Raw genomic sequence first — 12,291 nt, 5'->3', positions numbered from 1 at the left:
GCGCTGGCCACCGTCGATCACATGCAGCGCATGGGCCGGTGCAGCGGTCGCGCTGGGCGCCTGCTTGGCGCGCTCTTGCGAACGGCGCTCGCGGTACAACACATAAGCGCGCGCCACTTCATGGTGGCCGCTGCGCATCAGGCCCAGCTCAACCTGGTCTTGCACGTCTTCGATGTGGAAGGTACCGCCGGCCGGGCGCGAGCGCAGCAGTGCACGCACGACAGTCTCGGTCAGCGCATCGACAGTCTCTCGCACGCTGGCCGAGGCCGCGCCTTGCGTGCCATGCACGGCAAGAAAGGCTTTCATCAGCGCGACCGCGATCTTGTTCGGCTCGAAGGCCACGACCGCGCCGTTGCGGCGGATCGTCTGGTAACCCTGGTAGGCGTTGGGCAGAGGGCCCGCAGCGTTGGGCGCGGTAACCGGTCGCGCCAGGACGGCGGCGTCGGTGCTGATGGGAGCAACGGCTTGCATGAAATCCCCTTGTTTGAATATGCAGCGGTGAATGTGCGGACCTTCCAAACCACGCCAGCGAACCCCTGCCAAGCCGGCGACGGCGATGCCTACTCGTGCCTGCGCCGGTCAGACCATCAGGCCTGTCGGCAGCGCGACACGAGGTTCATCGTCGTCGGAGCTTGTGGCCCCGAGAACTCGGGGCAAAGGGGGTGGCCGGCGTCCGTGACGGCTTGGCCTTGAGCCTGATCCAACAGGCGTTCAAGAGGCCAGGAACAACGGACATGGGCTTTTGAAAGTGCTGAAAGGTTAGCACGAATGGACACTATATCTGGGGTCCAACAGTGCTTCAAGCACTACCTATAGCGTGGGGTGGAATGACTATCCCTCTTGACGCCCGGCCTTTCGTTTGATCTTGGCGCGTCTGCCCCAAGCCCATGTCAAGACGATGACAGCAGCACACCGCATGGCTTCGAGCCTCGCCGATTCGAGGCCAGATTTCATGCGGCTTTCGCGGCGAAATCGCCGGCGAGGCCGCGCCAATATTGGCCTCGCGAGCAACAGCCCGTTCAGCCAAGCGAGGCCGGAAAGCGCGCGTCGCGCCAACGCAGGCGCGACTTCAGGCCCACCCAATCGAAGCCCGAGCCCGGATCACGCTTGCGCCCGGGTGCCACGTGTTCGTGTCCCGCCACATCGAAGCGGCCGTACCTCTTTTGAAGGACACGCAACAGCGTCGCCAAGCGCTCGTACTGCGCCGGCTCGAAGCGCTCGCCCTCGAGCCCCTCGAGCTCGATGCCGATGGAGAAGTCATTGCAGTTGTCGCGCCCACGCCAGTGCGACACACCGGCGTGCCAGGCCCGCGCATCGCACGAGACGAACTGCAGCAGGTGGCCATCGCGGCGAAGAACGAAGTGGGCCGACACCTGCAGTCCGCGCAGGTCGGCGAAGGCCGGGTCGGCATCCGGGTCCAGACGGTTGGTGAACAGCCGCTCGATCTCGTCGCCACCGTAGCGGCCCGGCGGCAGGCTGATCGAATGCAGCACCACCAGCGAGACCTCGGCCCCGGCCGGACGCGGGCCGAAGTTCGGCGACGCGATGATCTGYGCACCGGACCACCAGCCCTCGACCCAGCTCATCGACGCGTGCCTTCACGGACAGCCCGGGCACGGCAACTGCCCCACTGGCCGATCCTCATGAGTCTTCGCTGTGGCTGTCGCCACTTTCGGTGATGCCCAGGCGCGCCATGCGGTAGCGCATCTGGCGCAGCGACAAGCCCAACCGCGCGCCAGCGGCGGTGCGGTTGAAGCCATGCTGCTCCAAGGCGCGCACGAGGATCGCGCGCTCGACGTCGTCGAGGTGGCGAGCCAGGTCGTTTGGCAACATCACTTCGCTGTCGCCCGAGGTGCCCGAGATCGCCGGTGCGGTGAGCAGGTCCATGCTCAGCGTGCCCGCCTCGGTATCGCCGCCGTTGTCCTGCAGCACCGCTTCGGGCAGGCCCAGGTCTTCGGCATCGAGCAGGTCGCCCGGCGACAAGGCCACGGCGCGGTGCAAGAGGTTTTCCAGCTCGCGCACGTTGCCCGGGAACGGGTAGTGGGTCAGGCGCTCATGCGCCGCCAGGGTCAAACGCGGCGCGGGGCTGACACCGGCATCGCGGGCGATGCGCTCCAGCAGAGCCAGGCTGATCGGCGCCAGATCGCTGCGGCGTTCGCGCAGCGGCGGCACGTCGATGCGGATCACGTTCAGGCGGTAGAACAAGTCTTGCCGGAAGCGCCCAGCGGCCACTTCGGTGCCCAGGTCTTTGTGGGTCGCGCTGACGATGCGCACGTTCAGCGGCACTTCGGCCACTGCGCCCACCGGCCGCACTGCACGCTCCTGGATCACCCGCAGCAGCTTGCTCTGCATCGCGAGCGGCAGGTCGCCGATCTCGTCGAGGAACAAGGTGCCGCCGTTGGCGGCCTGGAAGAAGCCGGCGCGGTCTTCATTGGCGCCGGTGAAGGCGCCTTTGCGGTAGCCGAAGAACTCGGCCTCCAGCAGGTTCTCGGGGATCGCGCCGCAGTTGACCGCGACGAAGGGCTGGCCCGCGCGCGCGCTGACCTCATGGATGGCCCGCGCGACCAGTTCCTTGCCGGTACCGGACTCGCCTTGCACCAGCGCCGGCGCCATGCTGCGGGCGACCTTTTCGATCAGCTCCTTGACCGCGCGCATCGCGTCCGACGTGCCCACCAGCCGTGCCAACGGTGCACTCGCCGCCGGCAGGCCGGGCCGCGGCGCGGCCGTGGGTGCCGCGCGGCCCAAGGCGCTCGCGACCACCGCGCGGAACTGGCGCAGGTCCACCGGTTTGGTCAGGTAGTCGAATGCACCGGCCTTCAGCGCTTCGACCGCGTTCTCGGCCGAGCCGTAGGCGGTGATGACGATCACCTTCTCGGGCCGCTTGGCCTGCTCCAGCCGGTGCATCAGCTCCAGCCCTGAGCCGTCCGGCAGGCGCATGTCGCTGATGACCAGGCGGAACACGCGGTCCTGCAGCCGATCCCAGGCCTCGGCCACGGTGGACGCGGTCTCGACCTCATGGCCCTCGCGCAGCAGCGTCAGTTCGTACAGCGTCAACAGGTCGGGCTCGTCGTCGACGACCAGCACACCACCCGCGGCAAACGATTCAGTCATGACAGCCCCAGCGTCTTACGGAAGTCGACACAGCTTGCTTCACAGATGCAACCTTCCTTCAGTCGCCACCACGTCACGCTGCATCACCACCTGGAACAGGTTGACGTGACGCTCGTCGGGCCGGCGCAGGTAATCGATGCTGGCGCCGTGGCGCTCGCACAGCTCCCGACAAATATAGAGGCCCAGCCCGGTCCCGCGGCTGCGGGTGGAATGAAAGGGTTCGAACAGGTGGGCCTCGACATCGCTCGGGATCGGGTCACCATCACTCGCCACGGCCAAACGCACGAAGGGGCCGTCGAGCGCCTCCAGGATCACCAGCACCGCACCCGCCCGGTCGCTCGCGTGGCGCAGCGCGTTCTCCAGCAAGTTGATCAGCACGCGGCGCAAGTGGTCGGGGTCGAACACGGCGCCGAGCGGCTCTTTCGGCAACATCACACGCAAGCGGCTGTCGCTRCCCAGCGCCAGGCCCTCGGTGCGCGCCCACTCGGCGCAGATCGACGCCACCTCGGCGGTCGCGTCGATCGTGCGCGACGGCGACATGCTGCCTGGCGCCGCCTCCATCACGTCGTCAACGATGCGGCGCAGCCGTTCGACGTTGTCGGCAACGATGCGCACGAGGCGCTGCTGGTCGGGCCGCAGCACGTCTTCCTGCAGCAGCGCATTGGCCTGCGAAACGGCTGCCAAGGGATTGCGAATCTCATGCGCGATGCCGGCCGAGATGCGGCCCATCGCGACCAGGCGCTCCTCGCGCTGGCGGGCGAGCACGGTGCGCAGCTCTTCCAGGAACAGCACGCCCAGCACCTCGTCCGCAGTTCGTTCGGGCGCTGCGTTGGCGTTCAGGCGGATGCCTCGGGTGAAGCGCGCGCGCACACGAATCGAGCGCGGCGTTTCGCCCGCGTAGGCCACGGTCAGGTCCATACCAGCCGCGGGCCACTGGTTCGACTCATACGCACCAGCCACTGCCTCCTGCAGGCGGCCCCAGCCAGGCTGGCTGGCCAGTGAGAACGGCGCTGGCGGGCAGGACCCGCGCTCCGACAACAAGGCCCGCGCGGCGGGGTTGGCGGCACGCACACGGCCACGACGATCAACCACCAGCACGCCGTCGCTCATCTCGTCGATCACCAGCCGGTTCAGTTCGGCCTGTTGACGCGCGAGTTCGAGGCTGCCACGGGCTGCACGCTCTTCGCGCGCCAAGCGGCTGGCCATCTGGCCGGCCACCAGCACGATCACGAACAGGCCCATGCCGGCCAGGCCGGCCTGCGACATCAGCGGCGTGATGTCACCACCGGCCATCGCCCGATGCCAAGCGGAGGCCAGCAACAGCAGGCTGGCCGCTGCGGCCGTGGCGAGCGCCGGCACGCGCGCACTCAAGACGCCGGCCATCAGCACCGGCAGCACCAGCAGCGCCGCATGGTTCAGCGTGGCGCTGGGCTCCAGCCAATGCATCGCGCTGAACGCCAGCAGGTCGACGCCAACCGTGGCCCACCAGCGCCAACGCCGGCGGCCGATGCCCAAGGGGCGGTCGTCACCGGCGGTCCACAGGCGCAGCACCATCGCTTGCAACGCATAGGCGCCACACAGCGCCAACACCGTCGACGGCCCTCGGCCCCCGAACAGGTCGATCGCCAACTGCGCCAGCACCAGCGTCATGCCGAGCGCGGCGCGGGCGGTCAGGTAGGTGCGGTAGACACGCTGGTGTGCGCTGTTGTCTGCATTGACCAGGCGCCTGGCCTGGCGCGACAGGAAGCTGCTGTCGTCGCCGCTGCCCGAGTGGTCGGCCCAGTTGGGGTCGATCGTCGAGCCGCCCTCCAGCGCCGAGGGTTCGCCAAAGCCCAGCGCTTCGAGCCAGGATTCGCTGCCACCGGTGACCGGCGCGCTGCCGTCCGCCGAGTTGCGGCCGACGTTGTCTTTGGACGCCATCAGCGACTCATCAACGCGCGGGCCCTGGGCCCAGGCGGCGATGTTCGGTGCTGCAGTAGTGGCGCCCGCCCTCGCCTTCAACCGCGTCCGGCTGGGGCAGGTGCAGGCCGCAATGGGCGCAAGACACCATCGGCTGCGGACCCGGTGCACGCCGACGCGTGCCGCCGGACGAAGCGCCACCGTCCCGGCCCTTGCCGAACCACAGCATCAGCGCAATCACGACGATCGCGATCGTGAGCAGCCACTTGATCATGCGGGGGGACGCTGCAGGATCACTTCGTAGACGAAGCGCGTGCCAACGTAAGCCAATAGCAACAACAGCGAGCCGGCGTAAAGCCAGCGCGTGGCCTGACGGCCGCGCCAGCCGCGCCACAGGCGGCCCACGATCAGCGCCGCGAACGTGGCCCAGCCCAGCACCGACAGCACACTCTTGCGGTCCCAGTGCCACTGGCTTTCGGACTGCAGGCCCAGCCACAAGGCCAAGGTCAACACGACGAAGCCGGCCTCGACAAATCGGAAGGTCAGGCGCTCCAGCGTCAGCAGCGGCAAGCCGCCGCCCCCGCTGCTGCCGGAGCCGCCGCCCGGCCCCTTGTGGCGCAGGCGCTTGTCGGCCGTGTCCAGCAGCACCGCATGCAGCACCGCGGCGCCGAACAAGCCGTACGAGGTGATGCCCAGCACCCAGTGCAGCGGCGCCCAGCGCGAATGAGCGATGGCCCGCACCTCACCCGGAAAGACCCAGGCCAGCAACACCGCCAAGGCACCGGCCAACGCCAGCGTGCGGCGCGCCATCGTCACCGGCAGGAAGCGGCTCTCGACCCCGTGCACCGCCAGCACCAGCCAGACAGTCAGCGACAGCACCGGCGCAAAGCCCAAGCGCAAACCCTGCTCATCGCCAGCCCATACACCGGCACCACTCAGCAAGACCACTGCGTGCAGCACCCAGGCCGCAAAAAGCAGCTGCGCCGGCCAGCGCCTTTCAGGCGCCGCCGGCAGCAAAGCGCCCAGGTAAGCCAGCATGGCCGCCAAAGCGCAAAACACCGCAGGGTCAGCGGATAAAATCATGGCCACAGTTTACCGGCGCGTCGCGGGCTCCCTACAGGGAATCAGCCCCTCCACACGGCGCGCACACCCATGGCATCCACCCTCACCGACAGACTGTCGCGCCTGGTCAAGACCATGCGCGGCCAGGCCCGCATCACCGAGTCCAACGTGCAGGACATGCTCCGCGAGGTGCGCATGGCCTTGCTCGAGGCCGACGTGGCCCTGCCGGTCGTGCGCGACTTCATTGCCCGCGTCAAGGACAGGGCGCTGGGTCAAGAAGTGATCGGTTCGCTGAACCCCGGCCAGGTGCTGGTGTCGCTGGTCCACAAGGAACTTGCCGCGACGATGGGCGAGGGCGTGGCCGACATCAACCTCGCCGCGCAACCGCCAGCGGTCATCCTGATGGCGGGCCTGCAAGGCGCTGGCAAGACCACCACCACCGCCAAGCTGACCAAGCACCTGATCGAAAAGCGCAAGAAGAAGGTGCTGACGGTCTCGGCGGACGTTTACCGCCCGGCTGCGATCGAGCAGCTGAAGACGGTGACCAAGCAGGCCGGCGGCGAGTGGTTCCCTTCCACGCCGGACCAGAAGCCGCGCGACATCGCGCTGGCCGCGATCGACTACGCGAAGAAACACTACTTCGACGTGCTGCTGGTCGACACCGCCGGCCGCCTCGCGATCGACGAAGCCTTGATGGCCGAGATTCGCGAGCTGCACGCGACGCTGAACCCGGTCGAGACGCTGTTCGTCGTCGACGCGATGCAAGGCCAGGACGCGATCAACACCGCCAAGGCCTTCAAGGAAGCGCTGCCGCTGACCGGCATCATCCTGACCAAGCTCGACGGCGATTCACGCGGCGGCGCCGCAATGTCGGTGCGGCAGATCACCGGAGCGCCGATCAAGTTCGCCGGCGTGTCGGAAAAGATCGACGGCCTCGAAGTCTTCGACGCCGAACGCCACGCCGGCCGCGTGCTCGGCATGGGCGACATCGTCGCGCTGGTCGAGGAAGTGCAGAAAGGCGTCGACCTCGACGCCGCGAAGAAACTGGCCGACAAGGTCAAGTCGGGCGACGGTTTCGACCTGAACGACTTCCTGTCGCAGATCAGCCAGATGAAGAAGATGGGGGGATTGGGCGGCCTGATGGACAAGCTGCCCACCCAAATGACCGCCAAGACCGGTCAGGCCGACATGGACCGCGCCGAGCGCGACATGAAGCGCATGGAGGGCATGCTCAACGCGATGACCGCGAAGGAGCGACGCCTGCCCGCGCTGCTGCTCGACGGCAAGTCGAAGGCCAGCCGCAAGCGCCGCATCGCCAAGGGTGCCGGCGTACAGATTCAGGATGTCAACCGCATGCTCAACCAGTTCGAGCAGATGCAGGGCATGATGAAGAAGATGAAGGGCGGCGGCCTGATGAAGATGATGAAGCGCATGGGCGGCATGAAGGGCATGGGCGGCATGGGCGGCCTCGGCCCCCGCTGACCCGCCCTCCCCCGCCACCACCACAGGATTTGCCCAGATGTATCTGTTGATCGGACTCTTGCTCGCCGTGCTGATCGTCGGCGGCGCCGCAGCGATGATGTGGGACAAGCAGCGCAAGGCCAAGGCCAAGGTGGCCAAGCAACGCGTTGTTGAAGCCCGCGACACGGTGGCCGATTGGCCGCCGACCGCCACGCGCATCCTCAGCGTGCCGGAGCGCCAGGCCTATGAGAACCTGGTGAAGGCGCTGCCCGACAACCTGGTGCTGGCGCAGGTGCCGCTGTCGCGCTTCATGCGCGTGCCGACACGCTATTCATATGGCGAGTGGCTCAGCCGAGTGGGCCAGCTGAGCGCCGACCTGCTGATCTGCGACGCCTCGACCGAGGTGCTCGCGGTGGTTGAAATACGCGGCAGCGAAGAAAGCCCGCGCAGCATCCAGCGCCATAACCGCATGGTGCGCGTGCTGAAGGCCGCGGGCATCCATGTGCTGGTCTGGCCCGACAACGCCATCCCGTCGCCGACGGAGGCGCGCCACGCGCTGTTCCCGCATGAAGCGCAGAAGGCGCGGACCGAACGTGCAGAGATGCTGGCCCGCGCCGAGCGCGCTGCGGCCGAGCCGATCCCGGTGGCCGATGCCCGTGAGCTCGATGAGCCGCGCGAGCCGCCGCCGACGACCTGGTTCAACGACCTCGACGGCACGGGTCGCCGGCCGCCGGAAGAGTGAGCCTCAGCCCAGCAGCGCCTGCGCGAACTCGCGCGCGCTGAAGGTTTCGAGGTCTTCCAGCTTTTCGCCGACGCCGACGAAGTACACCGGCACGGGCCGCTCGCGCGCAATCGCCGCCAGCACGCCACCCTTGGCGGTGCCATCGAGCTTGGTGACGATCAAGCCGGTCAGCTGCAGCGCGTCGTCGAATGACTTGACCTGCGCCAGCGCGTTCTGGCCGGTGTTGCCGTCGACCACCAGCAGCACCTCGTGCGGCGCGCTGGCCTCGGCCTTGGTGATCGTGCGGCGAATCTTCTTCAGCTCTTCCATCAGGTGCAGCTGGGTGGGCAGGCGACCGGCGGTGTCGGCGATCACCACGTCGGCACCGCGCGCCTTGCCGGCGACCACTGCGTCGTAAGTCACCGCTGCCGGATCGCCACCTTCCTGGCTGACGATCTGCACTTGGTTGCGGTCAGCCCACACGGCCAGCTGCTCACGAGCCGCAGCGCGGAAGGTGTCCGCCGCAGCCAGCAGCACCTTTTGGTCGGAGTCAGCCAGGTGGCGCGTCAGCTTGCCAATGCTGGTGGTCTTGCCGGCGCCATTGACGCCGACCACCATCATCACGGTCGGCTGCTGCTCGCCGATCTGCAGCGAGCGCTGCAGCGGCGTCAGCAAATCGGTCAGTGCATCGGCCAGCAGGGCCCGAACCTGGGCCGGGCTCTCGGCCTTGCGCTCCTTCACGCGGCGCTTCAAATCATTCAGCAGGAATTCGGTGGCCTTGACGCCGGCATCGGCCATCAGCAGCGCGGCCTCGAGCTCTTCATACAGCGCGTCGTCGATGCGCGTACCAGTGAAGACCTGGGCGATGCTGGAACCTGTCTTGGCCAGGCCTTTGCGCAGACGGCCGAGCCAGCCAGCGCGTTCGGAGGCGGGCTCGGGTGCCGGCGATGGCTCAGCCGCCGCCGGCACTGGAATGGGGACCGGGACCACCGGCGCAGGCTTCGGCGCTGCGGGCCACACGGGAGCAGGCGCAGGTGCGGGAGGCGGTGCGAGCACCACCTCAGGCATGACGGGCACGGCAGGCGCAGCGACCGGTGAAACGGCAGACGGCGTGACCACAGGCGCCGGCGCCATCGGGGCCGGCGTGGGGGCAACAGGCGCTGCAGTGGCGGGCGCGAAATCCCGCAGGTCAACCGCGGGCGGCGAGCCGGGTGCCGGCGGTGGAGGGGCGGGCTTTTTCTTGAAGAAACTGAACATTCGGTGGCAATGCGAGGCAACTTCGGCGAGGTGCTTGGCCCTCATCGAGTTCGCCGTATATAATCGAGGGCTGTTGGCGCTTTAGCTCAGTCGGTTAGAGCGACGGAATCATAATCCGCAGGTCCGGGGTTCGAATCCCTGAAGCGCCACCACCATACCAACCCCTTGCCGGTCTGCCGATCCGCAAGGGGTTTTTCTTTGGCTGGTGTACTGTGGCCGCTTGGCGAAACCACGAGACAACACGATGCCGAATGCATTCAAGGCCGCCCTCAACCGCCGCGAACGGCAGGTGGGCTTGTGGCTGTCGATGGCCGAGGCCTACAGCGCCGAGATCTGCGCTACGGCCGGCTTCGATTGGCTGCTGATCGACGGCGAACACGGCCCTAACGACGTGCGCAGCCTGCTGGCCCAGTTGCGCGCGGTCGCACCCTATCCGGCACACCCCATCGTGCGTTCGGTCAACGGCGACCCGGCGCTGATCAAACAGTTGCTCGACATCGGCGCGCAGACACTGCTGGTGCCGATGGTGGACACCGCCGAGCAAGCCGCCACGCTGGTGGCCGCCACGCGCTACGCACCACAAGGCATGCGCGGTGTCGGCGCCGGCATCGCGCGCGCCTCTCGTTGGGGCCTGCAACGCGACTACCTCGACTACGCCAACGACGAGATCTGCCTGCTGGTGCAGGCCGAGACGGTGACCGCGTTGGCGAACCTCGAAGCGATCTGCGCAGTCGATGGCGTCGACGGCRTCTTCGTCGGCCCGGCCGACTTGGCCGCATCGATGGGGCACCGCGGCCGAGCCGGCCATCCTGAGGTGCAGGCCGCCGTCGACGACGCGATCCGCCGCATCGTGGCCAGCGGCAAGGCCGCCGGCACGATCAGCCCCGACGCATCACTGGCCCGGCACTACTTCGAGCTGGGCGCGAGCTTTGTCGCTGTCGGCATCGACGTGACACTGCTCGCTCAAGCCACGCGACGACTGGCCACCGAGTTCGGGCTGGGCGACGCATCGCCGGGCACCAGCACCGCCCCTTATTGAACGAAGCGGAGCCCCACGATGAGCACCGTGTTGAAGATCGCTGCCATCCCGGGCGACGGCATCGGCAAGGAAGTGATGCCCGAAGGCCGACGTGTGCTCGAAGCTGCGGCGCGCCGCTTCGGCTTCCAGCTGCAGACCACCCCGATCGAGTGGGCAAGCTGCGACTACTTCTTGAAGCACGGCACGATGATGCCGGAAGGCTGGAAGACCCAGTTGGTCGACCACGATGCGATCTACTTCGGCGCCGTCGGCTGGCCCGCCACCGTGCCGGACCATGTCTCGCTCTGGGGCTCGCTGCTGAAGTTCCGGCGCGAGTTCGACCAGTACATCAACCTGCGGCCGGTGCGCTTGTTCGATGGCGTGCCCTGCCCGCTCGTTGATCAGCAAGGCCGGCCGCGCAAGGCCGGTGACATCGACTTCTTTGTCGTGCGCGAGAACACCGAGGGCGAGTACACCAAGCTCGGTGGCATCCTGTTCGAAGGCACCGAGCGCGAGCTGGTGATCCAGGAGTCGGTCTTCACCCGCCATGGCAGCGACCGGGTCCTGAAGTACGCCTTCGAGTTGGCGCGCTCTCGTGCGCGCAAACATCTGACGGTCGCCACCAAGAGCAACGGCATCGCGATCAGCATGCCCTGGTGGGACGGGCGAGCCGACGCGATGCATGCGCAGTACCCCGACGTCACGGTCGACAAGCAGCACATCGACATCCTGAGCGCCCGCTTCGTGCTGCAACCCACCCGCTTCGACGTGGTGGTCGCGAGCAACCTGTTCGGCGACATCCTGTCTGACCTGGGCCCCGCCTGCACCGGCACCATCGGCCTTGCGCCGTCGGCCAACCTGAACCCGGAGCGCAAGTTCCCGTCGCTGTTCGAGCCCGTGCATGGTTCGGCGCCCGACATCTACGGCCGCAACATCGCCAACCCGGTGGCGATGATCTGGTCCGGCGCGCTGATGCTCGACTTCCTCGGCCAGCACGAGGCGCACGATGCAATCGTGCGGGCGATCGAGCAGGTGCTGGTCGAGGGACCACTCACGCCCGATCTGGGCGGCACGGCCTCCACCACCGCAATGGGTGAGGCCATTGCGCGGCTGGTGTAATAGCAGGTCCTCACCCTTGCCACAGCCTTCCGCAGGCTGGAACCTTGTCCATGAGCGCGTACAGCACTGAAAAGGTCACCCACGTCCACCACTGGAACGAGTCACTCTTCACCTTTCAGTGCACGCGCGATGCCGCATTGCGCTTCGACAGCGGGCAGTTCGTGATGATCGGCCTGATGCTCGACGGCAAGCCGCTGATGCGGGCCTACAGCGTGGCCAGCGCTCACTACGACGAGCGGCTGGAGTTCTTCAGCATAAAGGTGCCCAACGGCCCGCTGACGTCGCGCCTGCAGCATCTGCACGTGGGTGACACGGTGCTGGTCGGCCGCAAGGCCCATGGCACTTTGCTGATCCACGACCTGCTGCCCGGCAAGCACCTGTACCTGTTCGGCACCGGCACCGGCCTGGCGCCCTTCCTCAGCATCATCAAGGACCCGGCCGTCTACGAGCGCTTCGACAAGGTGGTGCTGGTGCACGGCGTGCGCACCAAGAGCGAATTAGCTTATGCCCAAATGATCGAAGAGGAGTTGCCTGGCAACGAGTTCTTCGGCGAAGACGTGCGGGCCAAACTCATCTACTACCCGACAGTCACGCGCGAGCCTTTCAAGAACCAGGGCCGCCTGACCGACCTGATGCACAGCAA

At 67.4% G+C, this 12,291-nt stretch carries 12 protein-coding genes and 1 tRNA gene; 6 read left to right on the top strand and 7 right to left on the bottom strand.

From position 1 onward, the window contains the following. From AC1DYI_RS15260 to AC1DYI_RS15235, 6 genes are all read right to left on the bottom strand, one after another. On the bottom strand, positions 1–471 hold a 471-nt coding region (locus tag AC1DYI_RS15260; protein ID WP_477204976.1), incomplete at its 3' end, for an ATP cone domain-containing protein. Between the two features lie 548 nt (positions 472–1,019). Continuing rightward, positions 1,020–1,586 carry a 1,6-anhydro-N-acetylmuramyl-L-alanine amidase AmpD gene (ampD, locus tag AC1DYI_RS15255; protein WP_477204975.1) on the bottom strand — a complete coding sequence of 189 codons (567 nt, stop codon included), beginning with the start codon at positions 1,584–1,586 and terminating at the stop codon, positions 1,020–1,022. Between the two features lie 55 nt (positions 1,587–1,641). Further along, on the bottom strand, positions 1,642–3,111 hold the full coding sequence (locus AC1DYI_RS15250) for a sigma-54-dependent transcriptional regulator (RefSeq protein ID WP_477204974.1): 1,470 nt from the start codon (positions 3,109–3,111) through the stop codon (positions 1,642–1,644). Positions 3,112–3,150: 39 nt separating this feature from the next. Next, positions 3,151–5,031 (bottom strand): sensor histidine kinase, encoded by a 1,881-nt coding sequence (locus tag AC1DYI_RS15245; protein ID WP_477204973.1) that lies wholly within the window; start codon positions 5,029–5,031, stop codon positions 3,151–3,153. A 10-nt stretch (positions 5,032–5,041) separates the two neighbouring features. Further along, positions 5,042–5,284 (bottom strand): PP0621 family protein, encoded by a 243-nt coding sequence (locus tag AC1DYI_RS15240; RefSeq protein ID WP_477204972.1) that lies wholly within the window; start codon positions 5,282–5,284, stop codon positions 5,042–5,044. Next, positions 5,281–6,093: a cytochrome C assembly family protein gene (locus AC1DYI_RS15235; RefSeq protein ID WP_477204971.1), complete on the bottom strand. Its 813-nt coding sequence runs from the start codon at positions 6,091–6,093 to the stop codon at positions 5,281–5,283. The genes AC1DYI_RS15240 and AC1DYI_RS15235 overlap by 4 nt, the downstream gene beginning before the upstream one ends. Before the next feature lie 69 nt (positions 6,094–6,162). On the opposite strand from AC1DYI_RS15235, the gene ffh reads away from it, so the two are divergent. Continuing rightward, on the top strand, positions 6,163–7,554 hold the full coding sequence (ffh, locus tag AC1DYI_RS15230) for a signal recognition particle protein (protein WP_477204970.1): 1,392 nt from the start codon (positions 6,163–6,165) through the stop codon (positions 7,552–7,554). 37 nt (positions 7,555–7,591) lie between these two features. Further along, complete coding sequence (locus AC1DYI_RS15225; RefSeq protein WP_477204969.1) at positions 7,592–8,275, top strand: DUF2726 domain-containing protein; 684 nt, start codon at positions 7,592–7,594, stop codon at positions 8,273–8,275. A 3-nt stretch (positions 8,276–8,278) separates the two neighbouring features. On the opposite strand, the gene ftsY is transcribed toward AC1DYI_RS15225, so the two are convergent. Next, entirely contained in the window at positions 8,279–9,511 is a 1,233-nt protein-coding gene (gene ftsY, locus AC1DYI_RS15220; protein WP_477204968.1) for a signal recognition particle-docking protein FtsY, read from the bottom strand. A 75-nt stretch (positions 9,512–9,586) separates the two neighbouring features. Between ftsY and AC1DYI_RS15215 the strand changes: the two genes are divergently transcribed. The 4 genes from AC1DYI_RS15215 to AC1DYI_RS15200 all read left to right on the top strand — a co-directional run. Further along, positions 9,587–9,663 (top strand) — tRNA-Met (locus tag AC1DYI_RS15215). Positions 9,664–9,755: 92 nt separating this feature from the next. Next, on the top strand, positions 9,756–10,550 hold the full coding sequence (gene hpaI / locus AC1DYI_RS15210) for a 4-hydroxy-2-oxoheptanedioate aldolase (protein ID WP_477204967.1): 795 nt from the start codon (positions 9,756–9,758) through the stop codon (positions 10,548–10,550). An 18-nt stretch (positions 10,551–10,568) separates the two neighbouring features. Continuing rightward, positions 10,569–11,648, top strand: a complete 1,080-nt coding sequence (locus AC1DYI_RS15205) for a tartrate dehydrogenase (protein WP_477204966.1) — start codon at positions 10,569–10,571, stop codon at positions 11,646–11,648. Between the two features lie 50 nt (positions 11,649–11,698). Beyond that, a partial coding sequence (locus tag AC1DYI_RS15200) for a ferredoxin--NADP reductase (RefSeq protein WP_477204965.1) occupies positions 11,699–12,291 on the top strand: 593 nt, incomplete at its 3' end.

This window comes from Ideonella sp. P3_A4 (assembly GCF_056403075.1).
Note: the sequence above shows the minus strand (reverse complement) of the source record. Positions and strands in the feature narration are given on the sequence as shown.